General features: G+C 56.2%; 17 protein-coding genes. 7 read left to right on the plus strand and 10 right to left on the minus strand.

The window, feature by feature from the left end:
• The first annotated feature begins 314 nt into the window (after positions 1-314).
• Positions 315-2,198 (plus strand): sigma-54-dependent Fis family transcriptional regulator, encoded by a 1,884-nt coding sequence (locus ACN0XM_RS11085; protein WP_417566990.1) that lies wholly within the window; start codon positions 315-317, stop codon positions 2,196-2,198.
• Between the two features lie 30 nt (positions 2,199-2,228).
• On the opposite strand, the gene glpK is transcribed toward ACN0XM_RS11085, so the two are convergent.
• Positions 2,229-3,701 (minus strand): glycerol kinase GlpK, encoded by a 1,473-nt coding sequence (gene glpK / locus ACN0XM_RS11090; RefSeq protein WP_417566991.1) that lies wholly within the window; start codon positions 3,699-3,701, stop codon positions 2,229-2,231.
• Between the two features lie 205 nt (positions 3,702-3,906).
• Between glpK and ACN0XM_RS11095 the strand changes: the two genes are divergently transcribed.
• The gene (locus tag ACN0XM_RS11095; RefSeq protein WP_417566992.1) at positions 3,907-4,665 is read left to right on the plus strand and encodes a DeoR/GlpR family transcriptional regulator; all 759 of its coding nucleotides are present in this window, start codon (positions 3,907-3,909) and stop codon (positions 4,663-4,665) included.
• A gap of 181 nt (positions 4,666-4,846) precedes the next feature.
• On the plus strand, positions 4,847-6,376 hold the full coding sequence (gene glpD, locus ACN0XM_RS11100; protein ID WP_417566993.1) for a glycerol-3-phosphate dehydrogenase: 1,530 nt from the start codon (positions 4,847-4,849) through the stop codon (positions 6,374-6,376).
• Between the two features lie 99 nt (positions 6,377-6,475).
• Here glpD and ACN0XM_RS11105 read toward each other — a convergent pair whose 3' ends face one another.
• Positions 6,476-7,096: a uracil-DNA glycosylase family protein gene (locus ACN0XM_RS11105; RefSeq protein ID WP_417566994.1), complete on the minus strand. Its 621-nt coding sequence runs from the start codon at positions 7,094-7,096 to the stop codon at positions 6,476-6,478.
• Positions 7,097-7,188: 92 nt separating this feature from the next.
• On the opposite strand from ACN0XM_RS11105, the gene ACN0XM_RS11110 reads away from it, so the two are divergent.
• The gene (locus ACN0XM_RS11110; RefSeq protein ID WP_417566995.1) at positions 7,189-7,929 is read left to right on the plus strand and encodes a nitroreductase family protein; all 741 of its coding nucleotides are present in this window, start codon (positions 7,189-7,191) and stop codon (positions 7,927-7,929) included.
• A gap of 31 nt (positions 7,930-7,960) precedes the next feature.
• Here ACN0XM_RS11110 and ACN0XM_RS11115 read toward each other — a convergent pair whose 3' ends face one another.
• Positions 7,961-8,926: a glucokinase gene (locus tag ACN0XM_RS11115; protein WP_417566996.1), complete on the minus strand. Its 966-nt coding sequence runs from the start codon at positions 8,924-8,926 to the stop codon at positions 7,961-7,963.
• Entirely contained in the window at positions 8,923-10,743 is a 1,821-nt protein-coding gene (gene edd / locus ACN0XM_RS11120; RefSeq protein ID WP_417566997.1) for a phosphogluconate dehydratase, read from the minus strand. Before edd ends, ACN0XM_RS11115 begins: the two co-directional genes overlap by 4 nt.
• Before the next feature lie 167 nt (positions 10,744-10,910).
• Between edd and gap the strand changes: the two genes are divergently transcribed.
• Positions 10,911-11,915, plus strand: coding sequence for a type I glyceraldehyde-3-phosphate dehydrogenase (gene gap / locus ACN0XM_RS11125; RefSeq protein ID WP_417566998.1), 1,005 nt, complete (start codon positions 10,911-10,913; stop codon positions 11,913-11,915).
• Between the two features lie 68 nt (positions 11,916-11,983).
• The gene (gene pyk, locus ACN0XM_RS11130; RefSeq protein ID WP_417566999.1) at positions 11,984-13,432 is read left to right on the plus strand and encodes a pyruvate kinase; all 1,449 of its coding nucleotides are present in this window, start codon (positions 11,984-11,986) and stop codon (positions 13,430-13,432) included.
• A 393-nt stretch (positions 13,433-13,825) separates the two neighbouring features.
• Here the strand turns inward: pyk and ACN0XM_RS11135 are convergent, their stop codons facing one another.
• From ACN0XM_RS11135 to zwf, 3 genes are read right to left on the minus strand one after another with little or no spacing between them, the layout of a single operon-like run.
• Positions 13,826-14,473 carry a bifunctional 4-hydroxy-2-oxoglutarate aldolase/2-dehydro-3-deoxy-phosphogluconate aldolase gene (locus ACN0XM_RS11135; RefSeq protein ID WP_417567000.1) on the minus strand — a complete coding sequence of 216 codons (648 nt, stop codon included), beginning with the start codon at positions 14,471-14,473 and terminating at the stop codon, positions 13,826-13,828.
• Positions 14,474-14,502: 29 nt separating this feature from the next.
• Complete coding sequence (pgl, locus tag ACN0XM_RS11140; protein WP_417567001.1) at positions 14,503-15,222, minus strand: 6-phosphogluconolactonase; 720 nt, start codon at positions 15,220-15,222, stop codon at positions 14,503-14,505.
• Positions 15,209-16,684 (minus strand): glucose-6-phosphate dehydrogenase, encoded by a 1,476-nt coding sequence (gene zwf, locus ACN0XM_RS11145; protein WP_417567002.1) that lies wholly within the window; start codon positions 16,682-16,684, stop codon positions 15,209-15,211. The genes pgl and zwf overlap by 14 nt, the downstream gene beginning before the upstream one ends.
• A 211-nt stretch (positions 16,685-16,895) precedes the next feature.
• Here zwf and ACN0XM_RS11150 point away from each other — a divergent pair, with 211 nt between their 5' ends.
• Positions 16,896-17,768: a MurR/RpiR family transcriptional regulator gene (locus ACN0XM_RS11150; RefSeq protein WP_417567003.1), complete on the plus strand. Its 873-nt coding sequence runs from the start codon at positions 16,896-16,898 to the stop codon at positions 17,766-17,768.
• 144 nt (positions 17,769-17,912) lie between these two features.
• Here ACN0XM_RS11150 and ACN0XM_RS11155 read toward each other — a convergent pair whose 3' ends face one another.
• The 3 genes from ACN0XM_RS11155 to lon all read right to left on the minus strand — a co-directional run bounded on the left by ACN0XM_RS11155 (position 17,913) and on the right by lon (position 22,845).
• Entirely contained in the window at positions 17,913-19,760 is a 1,848-nt protein-coding gene (locus tag ACN0XM_RS11155) for a SurA N-terminal domain-containing protein (protein WP_417567004.1), read from the minus strand.
• A gap of 156 nt (positions 19,761-19,916) precedes the next feature.
• The gene (locus ACN0XM_RS11160) at positions 19,917-20,189 is read right to left on the minus strand and encodes an HU family DNA-binding protein (RefSeq protein ID WP_008174603.1); all 273 of its coding nucleotides are present in this window, start codon (positions 20,187-20,189) and stop codon (positions 19,917-19,919) included.
• A gap of 238 nt (positions 20,190-20,427) precedes the next feature.
• Positions 20,428-22,845: an endopeptidase La gene (gene lon, locus ACN0XM_RS11165; RefSeq protein WP_417567005.1), complete on the minus strand. Its 2,418-nt coding sequence runs from the start codon at positions 22,843-22,845 to the stop codon at positions 20,428-20,430.
• Between the last annotated feature and the right edge of the window lie 157 nt (positions 22,846-23,002).

Raw genomic sequence — 23,002 nt, forward strand, 5'->3', positions numbered from 1 at the left:
TTGTGGAAGCTTGCTCGGGACATACGTTGACAGTCCCGGAAATTCGATTTCGAAACTCGGCACGCAAAGCCTGTACCAGCTTTTGGTCCACTCTACGCGTTTTTACCTATCTCTCTGTTTTTACAGCCAACTTTGGATATTTCTAATTTCTTAAGCGAAAACCTGAATGTTCGTTTAGCAATACTTTGTTCAACATGAACATTGACGTGAACAGAATTTGCACAGATGATTGAACACTTGTCAGCTCGAAGTTGAACGGCTGTCCGGAGAATGTGGCAGCAGATAACAACAAACGAACGCGAGAGCGCGGCCTGATGAGAACAAGCGAATATTCGGATTATCGAAGCGTGATTGCGGATTCCTGGGACCGCTGCATCGCCTGGGGCCTTGATCATGAATACGAGCCGACCCACCTCGAGCCCGAGGCCGGCCGGCTGGAGGAAATACAGCGGGTCCACGGCGAGTTACTGTCAGTAACCGAGGCGGAGGTGCTTCCCTACTACCGGAATGTGCTCGCAAACAGTCGCTGCCTGATCCTTCTCGCCGACCAGCATGGTACCGTGCTGAACAGCTGGGGCGATGAACGCATCACCGATGCCCGCCTCAAGCCCTGGTTCCAGACTGGCGCCAACTGGCAGGAACAGAACTGTGGAACGAACGCGATCGGAACCGCGATCGCCGTCGGTGCACCGGTTCAGATCAAGCGCAACGAGCATTTTCTGAAAGCCAACCGTAGCATCATCGGCTCCGCCGCCCCGATTTTTGATGCTCACAAGCAAATTGCCGGAGTTCTGAGTGTTTTCAGCGATGCTTACCTGCCCCAGGCTCATACTCTGGGCATGGTGCGCCTGCTTTCGCAGTCGGTGGAGAATCGGCTTATCAGTCGCCTGTTTGGCCCGGATCACTTCCAGATAACGGTCAACACCACCGCTGACAATTTCGACAGTCCCTGGTCCGGCATCCTTGCCTGTGACGATTCCGGCCGGATTATTGCCAGCAACCAAAGGGCGGACCAGTTGCTCGGAACGCCGACGGTGGATGCGCGCCTTGATGAACTGTTTACCACCCATCGAAACCATATTCTGGGCCATCCCGAACATGAGTCGCTGCAACTTACAACTCGCAGCAAGGTTCGGCTGAGTGCGCGGCTCAAACGCCCGTCCATGACCAAACATGATCCTGAGCGAGCAGACCCGACCGCCGGCATCCGGGATGCCGGACAGGACGTGCCGCTACCGAGCATAGACAATCTGGAGTATGGAGATTCGGCGGTGAAACGCTGCGCCACCCAGAGCCTCAAGGTGCTTCAGCGCGGCGTACCGGTGCTGATCACCGGAGAAACAGGGGTCGGGAAAGAAGTTCTTGTTAAGGCACTGCACCAGGCATCGCCCCGAAAAGATCAGCCACTGGTGGCTGTGAACTGCGCGGCCATTCCACCGGAGCTCGTGGAATCGGAGCTGTTCGGTTACGAAGCCGGTGCCTTTACCGGAGCGCGAGCCCAGGGCTCCCTGGGCTTCATTCGAAAGGCCCACAAGGGCATTCTGTTCCTGGACGAAATCGGTGAAATGCCTCTGTCAGCGCAATCCCGGCTGCTGCGGGTGCTTCAAGAAAGGGTTGTTACTCCTGTTGGATCCACAGAGGGCGTACCGGTCGATATCCTCCTGGTGACTGCCACCAATCGCCCCCTCAACGCGCGCATCGACAGCGGCCATTTCCGGGCCGATCTCTACTACCGCATCAACGGACTGCGTGTAGAACTCCCGTCCCTTCGAAATCGGGCGGATCGGCGTTTTCTGATACAGAGCATCTATGCCCAGCATAGGGATCGGGGCCAGGCTGACGAGCTATCGCCAAAAGTACTTTCTGCCCTTGAAAACCATCCCTGGCCAGGCAATATCCGGCAGCTGGTGAATGTACTGAGGGTGGCCATTGCTATCGCCGATGGTGAAGAGATACAGATCTGGCACCTGCCAGAGGACTTCCTGGCGGAATTCGACTCGACAGCGAATAGCGACGCCAGAACCGAGGGGCCGGCGCCGACAGAGGCGACCAATAGGGATGAGGAGGTAACCGACCCACTTGCCCGAACACTACAGGTCTATCACAAGCACACTGGGAACGTAACGCAGGCAGCCAGAGAGCTGGCCATCAGCCGGAACACCCTCTACAAGCGCCTGCGTGACCTCGGGGTACGGTGACGCCGGTCAGGCATGAAGATGGAGTCGCTGTCAGAGTTTCTGTACAGCCGTAATCCAGCCACCGTAGAGCTGGTCCCGATTCTCTTTTGTCATCACCGGCTCGAAGTTCCTGTCACAACGCCACAACCCGGCCAGCTCTTCGAGGGACCCGTAGATTCCCGCCTCGAGCCCCGCCAGATAAGCCGCACCCAGCGCCGTGGTTTCGACCAGTGAGGGGCGGTCAACCCGAGCACCGAGAATATCCGCCAGAAATTGCAGAACCCAATTGTTCGCCACCATGCCCCCGTCCACCCGCAGCGTGACCGGTCGTATGCCATCCTTCTCCATGGCTTTTTGAAGGTCCTTGGTCTGGTAGCACACAGACTGGAGGCCAGCGGTCACGATTTCCTTGATACCGGTATCCCGGGTCAACCCGAAAATGGCCCCCCGGGCATTTGGATCCCAATAGGGCGCGCCTAGTCCGGTGAAGGCCGGCACCAGGTATACACCGTGATCCACAGGTGTTCCCTCTGCCAACGGTTCGGTTTCGCTGGCATCGCGGATAAGTCGCAAGCCATCCCGCAACCACTGAATAGTGGCCCCGGCGATAAAAATACTGCCTTCCAGCGCGTATGTGGGCTTCCCGTTCACCCGGTAGGCCACTGTAGTAAGTAACCGGTGTTCCGATTGAAGGGCCTTTTCACCGGTATTCAGCATCAGAAAACAGCCAGTTCCATAGGTGCTTTTGGCCATACCGGTCTGGAAACAGGTCTGGCCAAACAGAGCCGCCTGCTGATCACCTGCAACACCGAGCACCGAGGTGCCATTGAGAGCACCACCGTTAGTGATCTGGCCAAACTGGTCCGCTGAATCCATGACCTCAGGCAACAGAACCTCAGGGATTCCGAACAGTGCAAGCAATTCGGAATCCCAATCCTGAGTGTGAATATTGAACAAGAGAGTGCGGCTGGCATTGGTGGCATCGGTCCGGTGTTCCCGGCCGCCGGTCAATCGCCAGAGCAGAAAACAATCGATGGTGCCAAAAGCCAGTTCTCCCCGCTCTGCCCGCTCGCGGACACCAGCAACGTTTTCGAGAACCCAGCGAATCTTGGTGGCAGAGAAGTAGGGATCAATCAGTAATCCTGTCTTACTAATGACCCATGGCTCTAACCCCTCACTTTTCAGAGACTCACAATAGGGCGCCGTGCGCCGGTCCTGCCAAACGATAGCGTTGTATACCGGCTCTCCAGTTTTGCGGTCCCACAGAACTGTGGTTTCACGCTGGTTGGTGATCCCCACGGCAACAACTTCACCACTCTCCCCGCACTCTTCGGACATCACGGCGTCACAGGTGCGCTGGACCGACGACCAGATGTCTTCAGGGTCATGCTCAACCCAGCCGCTGGCGGGGAAATGCTGGGGAAATTCCTGCTGTCGGGTCGCGTGGATATTGCCTTGCAGGTCAAAGAGTATGGCCCGGGAACTGGTCGTTCCCTGGTCAATGGAAAGAATGTACTGACTCATAGTATTTTCGACCTCTAGTTCTTATTTTTTCGTATTTTTCCCTTTTTGAACATATATGCCAAGGTATTTTCACGAAATCCGCGCAAAGGCGAAAGCCAACCCTTTAAAAAAGCTGCATAAACTGCTGAAAACCACTAAACTTTGGACATGTTTTCGGACGCTCAATATTTCGCATGACAAAAATGACAACGCGGGGGAAGTATTAATGGCACAGCGTCGCCGACAGGATCTGATAATGGAACTGATCCAGCAGAACGGTTTCGTTACAACCGAACAGCTGGTTGACCAGTTCAGGGTAACGCCTCAGACCATCCGCCGGGATCTCAACGAGCTAGCGAAACAGAAGAAGCTTCGCCGGCATCATGGTGGCGCAGGGATCGATTCGAGTACGGTCAATACTGCCTACCAGGCCCGCAAGATCATGGACCTGGAAGCCAAGGAACGCATTGCAGAAGCCCTGGTGGAAATGATTCCGGACAACTCCTCCATGTTCATCAACATTGGCACCACCACCGAAACCATCGCCAAAGCCCTTCTGGCAAAGAACAACCTGCAGATTGTCACCAATAACCTCCATGTTGCGTCCATTCTCTCGGCAAAAGAGGATTTTCACGTGATCATTGCCGGGGGCGAGGTTCGAAACCGCGACGGAGGCATTGTCGGTGAGGCCACCCGCGACTTCATCAATCAGTTCAAGATGGATTTCGGCATCATTGGCATCAGCGGCATTCATAACGACGGTTCGCTGCTGGATTTTGATTACCGTGAAGTTCGGGTGGCCCAGGCCATTATCGCGAATTCCAACCAGGTTCTGCTTGCGGCTGATCACTCCAAGTTTGGCCGCAATGCCATGGTTCGCCTCGGTAGCATTACCCAGGCGGACCACGTGTTTACTGATCAGCAGCCTCCGGCCGAAATCCGCCAGCTTCTTAGCGAACACAACGTAGAACTTCACCTCGTCTGAGACTTTTCGATTAGACACCCAATCGAAAACGAGATCACCCTCTCCTTTTCGTTTTTTTTCTATTTTTTCCTTTACGAATATCCTGAGCTTTCGCATAATAGTTCTATACCGCATATTGAACATTGAAAAGTGCGCATGACAGCAAAGCGTCTTTTCCATTGGCGTCAGGAGATGACCAACAATGACTATGGAGCACGAACAGTTTGACGTTATTGTCGTGGGCGGCGGAGTTAACGGTACAGGCATCGCAATGGATGCCGCAGGGCGTGGTCTCAAAGTCCTGCTCTGCGAAATGAACGATCTGGCGTCGGCCACCTCGTCCAGCAGCAGCAAGCTGATACATGGCGGGCTGAGGTATCTCGAGCATTATGAATTCAGGCTAGTGCGGGAAGCACTGGCGGAGCGAGAGTCGCTACTTAGAAACTCGCCACACATTATGTGGCCGATGCGCTTTCGCCTGCCCCACCGGCCTCATCTTCGTCCTGCCTGGATGATCCGGACCGGATTGTTCCTTTATGATCACCTGGCCAAACGGGAAATCCTCCCGGGATCCCGCTCAATTCGCTTTACTGAGAACGATCCACTGAAGCCCGACATTACCAAAGGCTTTGAATATTCCGATGGCTGGGTCGATGACGCTCGCCTGGTGGTCCTGACCGCCAAGAAAGCCCAGCAATTCGGCGCCCGGATCATGACCCGGACCAAGTGCGTCAAGGCCGAACGTAACGCAAAGGATTGGTCGGTCACACTGCGTGACATGACCAACGAAACCGAAACAACAGTTTCAGCCAAAGCGATCGTGAACGCCTCAGGCCCCTGGGTGAGCCGACTGTTTAGCGAGACCCTCTCCATGCCTGCGCCGAAATCAATTCGTATGGTCAAGGGCAGTCATATTGTGGTGCCGCGCCTAAACATGGGCACCGAAGCCTACATCCTTCAGAACGAAGACGAGCGCATTGTTTTCGTGATTCCCTACGAAGACGAGTTTTCTCTGGTGGGCACTACCGACGTGGATTACGAAGGGGATCCGAAGAAAGCGAAAATATCCCCGGAAGAGACCGACTATCTACTGAACATCGTGAACGCCCACTTCAAGCGTCAGCTCGAACCGAAGGACGTGGTCTGGTCGTACTCAGGGGTTCGTCCGCTGATGGACGGCGAGGAGGAAAACGCGCAGAAGGCGTCTCGGGATTACTCCTTCGAAGTCAGCAGCGAGAAGGACAAGGCTCCGATTATTTCGGTGTTCGGAGGCAAGATTACCACTTACCGAAAGCTGGCCGAGGCGGCCACCGACAAGCTATGCCAGTTCTTTCCCGAGGCGGGAGGCCGATGGACCAAGACAGCGGTGCTGCCAGGTGGCGATTTTGATAACCACGCCTCGCTTGAGGAAAAGCTCCGCCGTGATTTCCCCTGGCTCTCGGAGAAGGTCATCAGCCGTTATGTTCGAACTTACGGCATGACGTCCTATGACATCCTCAAGGATTGCAGCTCAATGGAAGACCTTGGTACGCGTTTCGCGGGCACCTTGTATGAAAAGGAGGTGTTGCACCTGGTGAAAAGCGAGTGGGCAATGACATCCGATGACATTCTCTGGCGCCGGACCAAACAGGGCCTCTATGCGACAGACGAAGACGTGGAAGCCCTGGACCGGTTCCTCATGAAAACAGCAACACCCAAAAGTCACAAGACCGCTCTCCACCACAACGCCTAAGCGACGAAAACCTCCTGGGCAAAACCATCCGATATGACGGTCTTCTCCGGCAGTGGGATCTAGCCGCCAGCTGAAGAGTCCCATAAAGCACCAAGGGCGTTACTCTCCGCACTCCTCCTGAGCAGGGTCCAGCAGCCGGGCAACCCGCCGTTGCAGCTCGGGCACCACCTCGCTTTCGAACCATGCATTGCGACGCAGCCAGAGGTTGTTTCGGGGGCTGGGGTGAGGCATGGGCAGGACCTGGGGCCAATACTCCCGCCAGTGCTGAACGTTGGCCGTTACGGATGTCCGGCTGTTGGCCAGGTGCCAGGCATGGGCGTAGTGGCCAATAACCAGAGTCAGCCCGATGTCCGGCAGGCGATCCAGAAGAGCCTCACGCCACGCGGGCGCACATTCCGGTCGCGGGGGAAGGTCCCCGGACTTGCCGGATCCGGGATAGCAGAAACCCATGGGCAGGATTGCGAGCTTCTGCTCGTCGTAGAAGGTGTCCCGGGTAATGCCCATCCATTGCCGCAGCCGATCCCCGCTGGGGTCGTTGAACGGCAGCCCGGTTTCGTGCACCCGTCTGCCCGGCGCCTGACCGACCACCAGAATTCGTGCGCTTTCGGACATCTGTATGACCGGCCTTGGCTCATGGGGCAAAACATCGGCACAAATGGTGCACGCCCGCACCCGGCGAACCAGGTCATCAAATGAAAGCTGGTACAGGTCTTCAGTCATTGTCTTACCGTCATCCTGGCGATTGCATAAACCGACATTTCCCGTAACGATAGTGGCACAATCACAACACAACAAGTCGCGAAGGCCACACCATGAACGCAAAAGCAGGCTCCCTCCCACTGCCGGAAATTGACGTCGAGGAATTCCGGAAAGTGGTACGCAGCCGCCGCTCGGTCCGGCGCTTTACCAATGAGCCGATTCCAACGAAGGTTCTGGAAGACTGCCTGGAGCTGGCAACGCTGGCGCCCAACTCCAGCAATCTGCAGCCCTGGGAATTCTTTGTTGTCCGGACTCCCGAACTCAAACAGAAACTGGCACAGGCCTGTCTTGGCCAGAATGCAGCCAAAACCGCTGCCGCTCTGATAGTGATCGTTGCGCGACCAGACACCTGGAGGGACCACGCCCGACAGGCTCTGGAGGAATGGCCGGATGAGAAACTCCCGCCAATTGTCGAGAAATACTATCGGAAAGTAGCGCCCATCCATTACAACCAGGGGCCGTTTGGGGTACTGGGGCTGGCCAAGAAGGCAGCAGGTCTGGTGGTGGGGCTTACCCGCCCTGTACCCCGGGGCCCCTACTCGTCCAATGAAATGAAGATCTGGGCAACCAAATCCACTGCTCTGGCGGCAGAGAACCTGATCCTGGCCCTACGTGCCCATGGCTACGATTCCTGCCCGATGGAAGGTTTTGACGAGCATCGCGTAAAGAAACTGCTGAATCTCCCGGGCAAGGGCCTGGTAACCATGGTACTGGCCGCCGGGCGCCGGGCAGAGAATGGTGTGTACAACCGCCAGTACCGTTTTGATCAGCGCCAGTTGGTACACTTTCTTTGATCCAGCTTGATCCGGCCAGAACCCTTCGGAATCAGACCTCCGGATTGCCCAGCGCTTCTGCGGCTCCCAGCAGCCCGGTGTAAGGCTCTGTCACGACATAAACCGGTGTGAATTCCAGCAGCGGCCGCATCCTGCCCTTGTCCACAAAGCCATGACGGAACGGACTTTCCAGGAAGAACTCAAGAAAGCGCGGCAGGATTCCGCCACACAGGAAGACCCCGCCGGTGCTCCCAAGGGTGAGAACCCCGTTTCCCGCTACCCGACCGAGGATTTCACAGAAATGGCGAAGGGTGTGACGAGCCAGACTATCTGTGTTTGCTACCGCCGCCGCAGTAATTTTCTCCGGCGCATCCAGCGGTGCCGCCACGCCCTGAATTTCTGCATGGGCCTGGTACAGGTTCAGCAGGCCTTGGCCGCACAAAATCCGCTCTACCGAAACTCGGCCGAACCGGGCCTTCAGGATCCGCAGAACCGCCATTTCGGTGTCGTCTGTGGGCGCGAAATCCACGTGCCCACCTTCGGTCATCAGCGGCACCCAGCCATGCTTGATGGGCACCAGACCGGAGACCCCCAGCCCGGTACCCGGGCCCATTACCAGCCTGGGACGGCGGCGATCACCAGGACCACCGCAGACATGAACGAGTTGATCCTCGGAAACATGAGGAACACCCAGCGCCATGGCCGTGAAGTCATTTATCACCTTGAAGGCTGACCAGCCAAACTGCTGCCGGACTTCTTCGGTATCAAAACACCAGTGATTGTTGGTCATCCGCACTTGGGTTCCGCGCACCGGCGAGGCAACTGCCAGGCAGGCTTCACCGACTCCGGCAACCCCGACCCGTGCAAGGTAATCCCGTACCGCGTCATCAAGGTTGTTGTAATCACCGCAGGACAGGACTTCGATAGCGTGCGGCCGGACACTGCCCTGCTCCACGAGGGCGAAGCGCGCATTGGTGCCGCCAATATCACCGACCAGTGAATGATGTGCTGCTGTCATGCGTCATGATTCCAGAAAAAGCTGGCCCCTTCTTCGGGATTGCCGGCGGCGCGACGCATCCAGCCAAACAACTCCCGACCATAGCCTTGATGATAGCCGGTCAGGTCCACCTTTTCAGATTCCCGGGCGGCAAATTCCTGCTCATCAAGCTGAATGGCAAGCACTCCCTGCTCGGCATCCAGGCACACTGGATCACCGTTTCTGACTTTCGCCAGGGGCCCGCCATCCAGGGCTTCCGGATACACATGGATCGCTGCCGGCACCTTACCGGAAGCGCCGGACATCCGGCCGTCGGTCACTAGGCCCACCTTGAACCCACGGTCCTGCAACACACCCAGGTAGGGCGTAAGTTTGTGCAGTTCAGGCATACCATTACTCCTCGGCCCCTGGAAACGAACAATGACGATGCAATCCCGGTCCAGGTCGCCGGCCTCAAACGCCGCCTTGAGTTCGTTCTGATCGTTGAAGACCACCGCCGGCGCTTCCACCTTCCGGTGTTCTGGGGCCACAGCAGACACCTTGATCACACCACGGCCAAGGTTGCCATCGAGCACCCGCAAGCCGCCATCCGGCGCAAAAGGCTCTGCCACCGTGCTGAGCACTTCCGTGCGCAGACTTTTTTTCGGGGCCGGCTTCCAGACCGGTTTATCGTTCTCCAGCTCCGGCATTTCGGTGTAGCGCTCCAGACCATGACCAACAACGGTATTCACATCGTTGTGCAGGTACCCGCCACTGAGCAGCTCTCTGATCAGGAACGGCGTACCGCCGGCTTCGTGAAATGCATTCACATCTTCCTGACCATTGGGGTAGATCCGGGTCATCGACGGAACCACGGAGGACAGCTCGGCGTAATCGTTCCAGTCGATGATAATGCCCGCCGCCCGGGCAATCGCGATCCAGTGAATGGTGTGGTTGGTGGAGCCACCGGTCACCAGAAGCGCTACCAGGGCGTTGACGATGCTTTTCTCATCCACCATGTCGCCCAGACCCAGCTCGCCGCCCTGGGGCTTCGATAACCGGATGACCTGTTCGGTTGCAGACCGGGTAAGTTGATCACGCAGAGGCGTGTTGGGATTCACAAAGGCCGCCCCCGGCAAATGCAGCCCCATCACCTCCACCAGCAACTGGTTGCTGTTGGCTGTGCCGTAAAACGTACAGGTGCCCGGGCTGTGATAGGACTGGCTCTCGGCTTCAAGAAGCTCGTCTTTGCCGACTTTGCCTTCCGCATAGAGCTGACGGATCCGCTGCTTTTCTTTGTTGGGCAGACCTGAAGGCATCGGGCCCGCCGGCACCAGGATGGTGGGCAGGTACCCAAAGCTCAGCGAGCCAATCAAAAGGCCGGGAACGATCTTGTCACAGATTCCCAGCAGCATGGTCGCATCAAACATATTGTGGCTCAGAGCCACTGCGGTACTCATGGCAATGGTATCCCGGGAAAACAGACTCAGCTCCATACCTGGCTGGCCCTGGGTAACGCCGTCACACATCGCCGGTGTGCCACCGGCCACCTGCGCCACCGACCCCATGCCACGAGCGGCTTCCCGAATCAAATCCGGGAACCTTTCATAGGGTTGGTGGGCCGAAAGCATATCGTTGTAGGCGGTCACCATGGCCACATTGGCCTTGTTCATGAGCTTCAGGGTGTCTTTATCCCCCGGCTCACAGGCCGCAAAGCCGTGAGCCAGGTTGCCGCACGAAAGAGAGCTGCGGTGCGGGGATTGGGCTTTCAGTGCATTCATCCGGCTGAGGTAGTCCTGCCGGCTGGCACGACTGCGCTCGATAATTCGCCGTGTCACCTTATCTACGGTCGGGTGCATGGAGGGCTCCATTTCCTATTTTTTGAGTGTTCGTCTTTAAACGTAATTTTACTTCCTTTTTTTGTCATTTCCACCTTTGTATCGTTCATTTATTCTTTTTTTGTTGTTATATTTACTACATTACACAGGGTAATCGAACAAAAAACACCCAACCAAGGAGCCGAAAGATGACTATCCGCATCGCCATTAACGGTTTTGGCCGCATCGGTCGCAATGTGTTACGGGCACTGTACGAAAATCACTACCGCAAGCAGATTCAGGTTGTCGCTATCAATGATCTCGGGGACGCGGAAACAAACGCCCATCTTTTAAAGTATGACAGCGTTCATGGCAGATTTGACGGCGTTATCAGCCACGATGCGGAATCCCTCACGGTCAACGGTGATCGTATCGCCATTACAGCGATCCGTAATCCGGAAGAGCTGCCCTGGAAGGACTTTCATGTCGACGTAGTCTTCGAGTGCACTGGATTATTCACCAAACGGGACAAAGCGGCGGCCCACCTCAGTGCCGGCGCGAGTAAAGTCATCATATCGGCACCAAGCCCGGATGCAGACGCCATGGTGGTCTATGGGGTGAACCATGATGTTCTCACGGCCGAACACGACATCATTTCCAACGCCTCCTGCACCACAAACTGTCTGGCGCCAGTGGTCGAAGCGCTGAACAGGGCTGTTGGCATAGAGAGCGGACTGATGACAACCATCCACTCCTACACCAACGACCAGAAACTGAGCGACGTTTATCATTCCGACCTTTACCGCGCGCGCTCGGCCACCCAGTCAATGATTCCGACCAAGACCGGCGCCGCTGCGGCAATTGGCAGGGTTATTCCGGAGCTTGACGGCAAACTGGACGGCCTGGCTGTCCGGGTTCCCACCATTAACGTATCGCTGGTAGATTTCGGCTTTATTGCCGGTCGGGAGACAACCGCAGAAGAAGTGAACAACATTATGAAAGCGGCCGCCGAGAAAAATCCGGTTCTGGGCTACAATGTCGAGAAACTGGTGAGCGTGGATTTCAACCACAACGCTCTCTCAAGCATCTTCGACGCCAACCACACCCGGGTCCTGGGCCGTCATGTGAAAGTCATGGCCTGGTATGACAATGAGTGGGGCTTCTCGAATCGCATGCTGGATAACGCCATTGCTTTGATGAACGCCGGCCAGTAAAACTGGTCGATTTGAGTTAATCCACCACTCTATTCGGGAATATTTTGAAGAACCAAAGGACACCAACCATGCTCAGGCGTACCAAGATCGTCGCCACCCTCGGCCCCGCAACCGACTCACCGGAATCCTTGGCCGGCATTATTGCTGCAGGGGTAGATGTTACACGGCTGAACTTTTCCCATGGCAGTGCAGAGGAACATATCAGTCGAGCCCGCCGGGTTCGTGAAACAGCAGCCGCCCAAGGACGGTTTGTCGCTCTGCTGGCCGATTTGCAGGGCCCGAAACTCCGTATCGCCCGCTTTACGGAAAACAAGGTTACGCTGAAAGTCGGCCAGACCTTCATCCTTGATGCGGACATGGACAAGGAAGCCGGTACTGAGGAGAAAGTCGGGATCGATTACGAGCAACTGATCCAGGATGTGGAACCGGGCGATATTCTGGTGCTCGATGACGGCCGCATCGAAATGGAAGTGCAGTCAGTGAACGATCACAGCATCACCTCAACTGTACTCATTGGCGGCCCCCTATCCAACAACAAGGGCCTGAACAAGCGTGGTGGCGGGCTATCTGCTGAAGCACTTACGGAGAAAGACAAACAGGATATCGTCACGGCAGCCAAGCTGGGCGCCGATTACGTTGCGGTTTCGTTCGTCAGAACGGCAGAGGACATGCACGTTGCCCGGCGCCTGCTCAAGGATGCCGGGTCGGAGGCTGGTCTTGTCGCCAAAATCGAACGCGCAGAACTTGCCGACGACATGGACGCACTGGATGCAGTGATTGAGGCCTCGGATGCGGTGATGGTTGCCCGGGGCGATCTGGCGGTTGAAATTGGCGATGCCCAGCTGGTGGGCGTTCAGAAGTACATTATTTCCCGGGCCCGAGTGCTCAATCGCGCGGTAATAACCGCAACCCAGATGATGGAGTCCATGATCACCAGCCCGATGCCCACCCGGGCCGAGGTATCGGACGTTGCCAACGCGGTGATGGACTACACTGACGCGGTCATGTTGTCAGCCGAAACCGCCGTGGGCGATTACCCGAAAGAGGCGGTGGAAGCCATGGTGCGCATCTGCCTGGGCGCCGAACGACACCCGTCCATGCACCAGTCAAAGCACCGTATTCACGAAAGCATGGAGGAGGTTGACGAGGCCATCGCGCTTTCTGCCATGTACGCCGCTAACCACCTGGAAGGCGTCTCTGCGATTATCTGCATGACCGAAACCGGCGCAACACCAAGACTGATGTCCCGCATCAAGTCCAGCTTGCCGATCTTTGCATTCTCACGGCATCATTCGACCCAGCATCGGGTGGTGATGTTCCGCGGGGTGCAAACGATACCGTTTGATTCCGCGAGGATTCCGAATGAGCGGACCAATGCTCTGGCGGTGTCTGAGTTGATCAGCCGTGAAGCAGTGAAGGATGGGGACCTGGTGGTGATCACCAAGGGTGATTATGTGAATGCCCAGGGCGGAACCAATACCATGAAGATTGTTCGGGTTGGTTCTGATATTCGCTGATTCTCTCCTTTTAAGCCCGCTGTCATTGGTGCATGACCTCGTAGCCTGAGGGTATGTGCCAGGCGGCAGTGGACTTACCCTTTCCACAAACCGCTACGAGCACGTCCATGTGCGCTTGGCTGTGGCCATCCTTGGCCACAGACATTTTTGGAAAGGGTAAGCCCACTACCACCGTTGAACTCCACAAAATTATCGCCAGGTTCAGGCATTGCCAATGGACTGCGGTATCGTGAGGCCAAACGAGCAGTTTGGGGTGGGGCTTTTCGGGAATGTGGCTGGCCATGGATGGCCAGCCCCAAGCGCACATGGATGTGCTCGTAGCGTTTCCCGAAAAGCCCCACCTCAAAGTGCGAAAACTCCATAGGTGCAGGCTATGGAATCAAGACGCCAATGTCAGAGGTCCGTCAGGCTACCCCGCGCAATCTCGGTAATCTGCGCCCAGTCTTTCGCAGCCACGACATCCGCAGGGGTCAGCCAGGTGCCACCGACGGCCTGGACGTTGCCGAGGGCCAGGTAGTCTGCTGCGGTGTTGCGGCGAATTCCGCCGGTCGGGCAGAAGGTGACGTCCGGAAAGGGCCCGCCGAAGGCTTTCAGGGCAGGAATACCGCCGGCCACTTCGGCTGGAAAGAACTTGAACTCCCGGTAGCCCAGGTTGTAGCCAATCATCAGTTCGGAAATAGTGGCAATACCCGGCAGCAGAGGGGCTTCCGAAGTCAACGCAAACTCCAGGATGGCCTCGGTAACACCCGGGGTAATCACAAACTGGGCGCCTGCGGCTTCGACTTGCCGGTATTGGGCAATGCTGGTCACGGTGCCCGCGCCTACCCAGGCATCCGGGATGGCTTTCCGGACTTTTTCGATGGCTTTGATACCGTGCTCGGTTCGCAGGGTGATTTCCAGAACGTTGATACCACCATCAACCAGCGCCTGACACAGCGGCACAGCGTCGTCGAGATCGTTAATAGTGATTACCGGCACCAGGGGGGAGGAATTCAGCACCGCCCGGACGCGCTCACGATGGTAATCGGAAAGTCGGCTCATAATTTTCTCCACAATCAATTCAGGGCGCTTCAGGGGCTCCAGAACACCTGCAGGCCGGGTTTCAGGAAGGCCCTGACGGGCATTTCCATAACGTTTTCCATATTGGAAATCGCTTTTCCGAGAGTGTCCAGCTTGTCCTCACCCTTGAGATGCAAAGCAATGAATCGGGCCTCCCTCAGGGGTGGCAAGGTCAGGGTTATGCGCTTCTGGGGCTGGGACGCAGGCGTCGCAGCAGAAACCATTTCCTGGCATTCCGGATTCATGGCGTGGACCAGTTCTGGGGCGTCCGGAAACAGGGAGGCGGTGTGGCCGTCGTTTCCCATGCCCAGAACCAGCACGTCCAGTGGCAGGGCCAGGCCTGCCAACTCGGCCTTCACTGCTTCAAGCCCCTCTGCAGGCGTCGCGCCGGGTTGTTTTAGTGACAGGAAATGCGCCGAGGCCGCGTGGCTCTGAAGCAGATTGTCCTTCACCAGACGGGCATTGCTCGCAGGGTCGTCTTCGTCTACCCAGCGCTCGTCCGCCAGCAAGACGTCTACCCTGCTCCAATCAAGGCCCTTTTCAGACAAAGCCTTGAAAAACAGCAGGGGCGTAGAGCCCCCGGAAACAACAAGACTTGCCCGGGGCGCATCTTTCAGGCGGATAACGAGAAAGTCAGCAACAGCGTCAGCAAGATCAATAGCAACTTCCTCCGGGGTTTCACCGAACCGCGCCTGAACGCCTTCAGGCAACCGCAGATCAGACGTCCTCATACCAACTCCTTCCATCCCGTGTGATCATGGCGATGGAGGCGACGGGCCCCCAGGTTCCGGCAGCGTAGCGCTTGGGTGGTTCGCCACCGTCTCTCCAGTTCTTGATAATCTGATCCACCCAGCGCCAGGCGTACTCCACTTCGTCCCGGCGCACAAACAGGTACTGGTTACCTTTCATAACCTCCCAAAGCAGACGCTCATAGGCATCAGGAATGCGGTCTGTATCGAAGGTTTCGGAGAAGGTCAGCTCCAGCGGGCCCTGGCGCAGGCGCATGCCCTTGTCCAACCCCTGGTCCTTGGTGAGAATCTTCAGGGACATGCCCTCATCCGGCTGCAGGCGGATAATCAGCTTATTGTTAGCCAGGTGCTTCTGGTCCGGATCAAAAATATAGTGCGGCGCCGGCTTGAAGTGGATGATGATTTGCGAAAGCTTCTCGGGCAGGCGCTTACCGGTCCGAATATAAAAAGGCACCCCGGACCAACGCCAGTTATCAATCTCGGCTTTCAGGGCTACGAAGGTTTCCGTGGCGCTGCCCTTGTTCGCGCCCTCCTCTTCCAGGTACCCGGGAACAGGTTTTCCGTTACTGGTCCCCGCGGTGTATTGGCCGCGGACCACGTAACTTTCCATCATGTCCGGGGTAATCTGGCGCAGTGCTTTGAGGACTTTTACTTTTTCATCCCGGATGCTGTCCGCAGACAGATCCGAAGGCGGGTCCATGGCAATCAGACATAGCAGCTGCAGCAGGTGATTCTGGATCATATCGCGAATCTGGCCGGCCTTGTCGAAATAGCCCCAGCGGCCCTCGATGCCGACACTTTCCGCTACCGTTATTTCCACGTGAGAAATGTGGTTTTGGTCCCATTGGGATGCAAACAGGTTGTTGGCAAACCGCAGGGCAATCAGGTTCTGAACCGTTTCCTTGCCCAGATAATGGTCAATCCGGAACAACTGATTCTCGTTGTAGACCTCACCCAGCTCATCGTTGATCACTTTTGATGACTCAAGGTCATGCCCGATTGGCTTCTCGACCACTACCCGGGTCTTTTCGGTGCAGCAGCTGGCTGACCGAAGGTTCCTGGCGATAACGCCGTACATGGAGGGCGGCGTCGCCATGTAGACGATGAGTTCATTGTTGGCGTCATCACGCCACTCGTTAAGCACACTGAAACCCTCAGGATCAGCGAAGTCCAGAATCTGGTAATCGACCCGCTTTAGAAAGGTTTCTGCTACTGTTGCGTCGAACTCTGCCGGTTTCACATGCTGCTTCAGCTTTTCGAGCAACTGTTTGCGCACGGTTTCGGTATCCGCATCGCTACGGGCAATTGCAAGCACCCGACTGCCATCCGCCAGCAGGTTCGCACGCTCGAGCTGGTACAGCGCAGGAAACAGTTTGCGCTGGGCGAGGTCGCCCAGCGCTCCAAATAGCATCAGGTCACAACGGGTAGTAATCTTGTTGACCATTGGTTCCTTCTCTTTGGTGGGCAGCCCGGGGAACAATCGGCCGGGCAGAGTTTAATGTAGTAATTTTAAACAAATAATGACATTCAAAAACGGTTTTTCCAAGAAAAAACTGAGATTCGTGATACTTTTACTACCCCAAATGCCGCAAAAAAGCGGTATAATCAGCGCGCTTTTACGATAACGACCGCCCAAGATTCAGGGAGTACCATTGATGGCCGCGAACCAGGCGCACCGTGACGACAACCTGCTTGAGGACATCCAGTCCCGGCTGGACAGCCTTAACAAATCCGAGCGAAAAGTGGCAGAGGCCATTCTCCGGGACCCAAGTGCGGCAACCCGTTACAGCATAGCCGCCCTGGCCAGGGCGGCGGATGTCAGCGAGCCCACAGTTAATCGTTTCTGCCGGGGCTTCTCGGCCACCGGGTTCCCGGACTTCAAGATCCGCCTGGCACAGAGCATTGCTACTGGTACCCCTTACATCGGTCAGAATATCGAACCCGATGATACGGTTACTGAATTCGCCGACAAAATCATGCTCAGCACCATTGCCAGCCTGGATAAGGCGCGGCAAGCACTGGATCCGAAAGCGTTGGCCACCACCATCGACTATCTGATCCAGGCCAAGCAGATAAATTTCTTCGGCATGGGCGGCTCGGCGTCTGTGGCACTGGACGCCCAGCACAAGTTCTTCCGCTTTAATATTCCCGTGATGTCCTACGATGACGCGCTGATGCAACGTATGGTTGCCGCGGGCTCCAACGTCGGTGATGTTATCGTGCTGATCTCCTACACCGGCCGGACCCGGGAAACGGTCGAGATTGCCCAGCTGGCGCGCGCCAACGGCGCTACTGTAATCGGCATCACAAACCCGGATTCACCCCTGGCGGAAATATGTACGGTGGTATTGGGTGTTACCGCGCCGGAGGACACCGAGGTCTACATGCCAATGTCGTCACGCATCATTCACCTGACCGTTATCGATATTCTGGCAACCGGCGTAACCCTCAAGCGCGGCGCGGATTTCCTCGGCCATCTGAAGAAAATCAAAGAAAGTCTCAAGCCCACCCGATTCCCGCCAAACTAGTCCTCAGCGGCGACAAATAAAGGCCTGGCCCCGAAAAGGCAACCGGTCCACCCAAAAAACAAAAAGGCCCGGGCAGGATGCGCCGGGCCTTTTGTTTCATGCGAGGCGCCAGACGGCACCCTTTCTTGCCACTGACACTGAACCCTACGGGCGCTCTACTTCGGCACGATTCCTCAGGAACTGCTGATAGGAGGCATACTCCCTCTGCCCCTCAAGCGATGCCAGGAAATCTCGAAGCTGGTTTAGTTCCGTGCTGTCCTCAGCGACTTCGCCGTCTTTGACCGCTTCGAGTGCAATGACGGAGGCCGCATTCGACGCCACCGTTTTGCCGTACCGGGCTTCTCCTTCATCCGGACGCGGCAGCGAAAACGCTTGCTGAATAACAGCCGGGGCTGCGTCGGAGGAATTTCTGGCCAGGTTCTCGAAGCTGGACCATTCCTCCTCGCTCTCAATCGGCTCTCCCGCCTCAAGACTCGCTATGATGGCATCCGCTCTTTCCACCAGGGCCTCACGGGTCTTGCGCTGTTCCAGCGTCGCACGGATGCTCTCACGAACCTCTGCCAGAGGCAGCTGCTCCGCCTCATGGTATTCGCGAACCCGTGCCACCACGGACGCATCGTCGCCCACATCAATCAGCTCGGTATTGTAACCAGCCTTCAGCACATCCTCAGAGAACAGCTGCCGGACCAGGCCCTGGTGATCAAAGGGTGGTTGACCGCCCTCCCGCGTGATGGCTTTGGCTTCACGCACTTCCAGTCCAAGTTCCTTTGCAGGCCCTTCCAGATCGTCCGCCGCATAGGCCGAATCCGCAAGCTGGGCTCGAACCTCGGCAAAACGCTCTCGCGCCTTGTCACGGGCCAGCTCGCGACGCAGCTGATCTTCAATCTCCGACAGTGGCGGTACCTCGGACTGACGGACATCCTCCAGACGGATCAGATGGACCCCGAATGAGGTACGAACCGGATCGGAGATTTCACCCTCCTCAAGTGCAAACAGTGCTTCTTCAAAGGCTTTATCGTAAATGCCCCGACCGGCATAGCCCAGGTCCCCACCTTGTTGCGCCGAGACGGTATCGATGGAGAATTCCTTCGCCAGGTCAGAAAAAGCCTCCCCGTCCCCCAGACGCTCCTTGATGGTTGCCATGGTCTGGTCGGCCTCGCTGCCCTCCTCGATCAGGATATGGGAAGCACGGCGCTCCTCACTGGCCAGATCGGCGGCACGTTGTTCGTAGTAGGCCTGGAGTTCCTCGTCGCTGATATCTATATTCTCAGCCAAGGCCCCGAGGGAAAGCGTGATGTACGCCGCATCCACCCGTTCAGGCTGCTGGAACGCACTTGCGTTCTGCTGGTAGAACTCCTCAACATCAGAATCGGTCACTGAAACGTTGCTTGCAACCGCACTGGCAGGAATGTCTAAAACCCTGAAACTCCGGGTCTGATTCTGGATACGTAAAAGCTGGCCTGCATTCTCATCCGCGACAACTGCGCTCTGGATAATGCCTGTCCTGATCTGGTTGAGAACATATTGCTTCCGCATTGCCTCACGGAACTCTGCGACACCCATCCCCATGTTGCGAACCGTGGCAACGAACCGATCACGATTGAACTGACCATCTACCTGAAACTGGGGCATCTGGGTAATCAGCGCGTCAATGTCAGCGTCGTTGAGCGCAAGACCCTGAGCATTGGCATCCTGAATCAGGACCTGCTCCCGGATCAGGGAATCGAGAACGTCTTTACGAATCTGGTCTTCATTGAGCAAGGACGGATCGGGGCTTTCCATTGCGGACAGCCGGCGCTGGCTTTCCATCTGGACCACGCGGAGAAACTCCCGCTCAGTAATATCCTCGCCATTGACGGTTGCCACTTCAGGCTCGCCAGAGAATCCGCCGATAATGGCGTCCATTCCCCAGATGGATAGCGACAAAATCAAAAGACCAACAATGATCTTGGCAATCGTGCCCTGGGCATTTTCCCGAATATCTTGAAGCATGTTTCTCCCGAATCCCTGTTCAAGGTCGTGCAGTGTTGTTGGTTTCAGCGTGCTGTTACGGGCCGGCTTAACGTAAAAAGGCGCACCCGGTTCGGAATGCGCCTTAAATTCTTCTTGGGCGGCTCCCTGTGACAGGAACCACCGGCGAAAGAACCGTTACTTAACGGCGTCTTTCAGGGCCTTGCCTGCTTTGAACCCAGGCACTTTGGAGGCCGGAATCTTGATCTCGGCACCAGTCTGCGGGTTACGACCGGTACGAGCAGCACGCTCTTTAACTGAGAAGGTACCAAAACCGATCAGAGTTACTTGATCGCCTTTCTTCAAGGCACCAGTGATGGAGTTGGTCATTGCGTCCAGAGCACGGCCAGCGGCGGCTTTGGAGATATCTGCGGACTCTGCAATTGCATCGATAAGTTCGGACTTGTTCACACTAAACCCCTTCGATTTCAGGTTGAAGATGTTATAGGTTGGTTTGTTTTTTCTCGGACGTTCTCGACTATCGCATAAGCGGTCAGAGAATTCCATTCTTCAGTTTTCTTATTCCTTGCGGCATTAAACCGGTGATTGGAATAGGCACTTACTGCGCGGGAGCCCTTGGTATTGGCTGCTTCACGGCGAAACAGTTATACCAATGGGCTCTCTGGCGTGTCAACAACTCATCAAGGCTTTAATGTGTATTTATGCGTTCGGACGCATCGCCTTCTTCATCGCGCGGCTTGCCTGAACCGGTTTCCGGTGATGAATCCTCGACCCGCGGCTCCGGCGGATAAGCCAGTGCAATGTCCAGAACTTCATCAATCCATTTCACCGGGCGAATCTCGAGAGATTCCTTGATATTATCAGGTATCTCCTTGAGATCCCTGACATTTTCATCCGGAATAATAACCGTCTTGATGCCTCCTCGATGCGCTGCCAGAAGCTTTTCCTTAAGCCCGCCAATGGCCAGTACGCGCCCCCTCAGGGTAATCTCACCGGTCATGGCAACGTCGGCTCGAACCGGAATTTTGGTCAACGCAGAAACCAGTGCCGTACACATGCCAATACCAGCACTCGGGCCGTCTTTTGGCGTTGCGCCCTCGGGAACATGGACATGAAGATCATGTTTTTCATGGAAGTCATCGGCAATTCCAAGGCCCGGCGCCCGGCTACGAACCACCGTCAACGCAGTCTGAATCGACTCCTGCATGACATCGCCAAGGGAACCGGTTTTGACCACACGGCCCTTGCCCGGGGTCAGCGCGCACTCAATATGAAGAAGCTCACCGCCCACCTGGGTCCAGGCCAGACCGGTCACCTGGCCGATCTCGTTTTTCTCCTCCGCCAGGCCGTACTTGAACTTCTTGACCCCTGAGTAGTCCTCAAGCATCTCTGGCGTAACCTCAACAGAGGCCTTGTCGCCACTCTCAACGTGATTACGCACCACCTTTCGACAGATCTTGGCGATCTCGCGCTCCAGGCCGCGAACGCCTGCTTCCCGAGTGTAGTAGCGAATCAGGTCCCGAAGCGTTTCCTCCGGCAATTCCAACTCGCCCTTACGCAGCCCATTGGCCTTGATCTGCTTGGGCAGAAGGTAACGCAGAGCGATGTTAACCTTCTCGTCCTCGGTATAACCCGGAATACGGATAATCTCCATCCGGTCCAGCAAAGCCGGCGGAATGTCCATGGAGTTGGAGGTACACACAAACATCACATCGGAAAGGTCGTAGTCTACCTCCAGGTAGTGATCGTTGAACGTGTGATTCTGCTCCGGATCAAGCACCTCAAGCAGAGCAGACGCCGGATCACCTCGGTGATCCATGCCCATCTTGTCAATTTCATCAAAGAGGAACAGCGGGTTCTTCACACCGACCTTCGACAGTTTCTGCAGGAGCTTGCCCGGCAGCGCGCCAATGTAGGTTTTTCTGTGGCCGCGAATCTCCGCTTCATCACGCACACCACCCAACGCCATACGGGTGTATTTACGGTTAGTAGCACGGGCAATGGACTGTCCGAGTGAGGTTTTACCGACACCGGGAGGGCCGACCAGACAAAGTACTGGGCCTTTCACCTTTTTCACACGGCTCTGAACGGCCAGGTATTCCAGGATGCGCTTCTTCACCTCATCCAGGCCGTAATGATCCCTGTCCAGAATCTCGCGGGCTTTCTCGATGTCGTGACGAACACGGCTGCGCTTTTTCCAGGGCACCGCCAGCATCCAATCGATGTACCCCCTGACCACGGTGGCTTCCGCAGACATGGGTGACATCATCTTCAGCTTGCTCAGCTCTGTTTCTGTTTTCTTGCGAGCCTCCTCAGGCAGACCAGCCTCTTCCAACTTCTGCTCAAGCTCTTCGAAATCGTTATTACCCTCACCCAGGTTACCCATTTCCTTTTGGATAGCCTTCATCTGTTCGTTCAGGTAGTACTCGCGCTGACTGCGCTCCATCTGCTTTTTCACACGGCCACGAATACGCTTTTCAACCTCAATCAGGTCGATCTCGCCATCAAGCTTGCCAAGCAACAGATCTACTCGCTTACGGATATCCAGCGCCTCCAGGAGCTCCTGTTTCTCCGGAATACGCATCTCCAGATGAGCGGCCATGGTATCGGCCAGGCGCTCAAGTTCCTCTATGCCGGTCAGGGCATTGGACACCTCTGAAGGTACTTTTTTGGAGAGCTTCACGTATTTCTCGAACTCGTCCATCAAGGTCTTGATGAGGACCTCTTCCTCACGCTCCGGCAGACTCTCTTCATCCATCAGAACGGCGGCGCCTGCAAGGTACTCGCCTTCAGTGATGTCACTGATGGTAGCGCGGGCGTTACCCTCAACCAGCACCTTTACGGTGCCATCCGGCAGCCTGAGCATCTGCAGAACGGTGGCCAGGGTACCCATATCAAATACATCCCTGGGGCCCGGCTCATCGGTGGAAGCATCCTTCTGGGCAACCAGAAGAATTTCCTTGCTTCCCTCCATCGCGGCTTCCAACGCCTGGATGGATTTTTCTCGGCCCACAAACAGGGGGACCACCATGTGCGGAAACACCACTACATCTCGCAGCGGGAGCAGCGGGTATTCGTGCACAACATTTTCGGGTATCCGGGTCATAGGAAATCCTCTGACAATATTTCTTTCAGCATATCACTCTTCATTGGGGCGACCGTGGAAATTGCAATCTTTTTACCAAACGACACAGGGCAGGAATATCTGGAAACAAAACGCGAAAAGGGGCGTTATCGCCCCTTTTCCGTTCGATCGCTGAGCA

The organism is Marinobacter sp. (assembly GCF_048269445.1).
In the GTDB taxonomy this organism is placed as follows: Bacteria; Pseudomonadota; Gammaproteobacteria; order Pseudomonadales; family Oleiphilaceae; genus Marinobacter.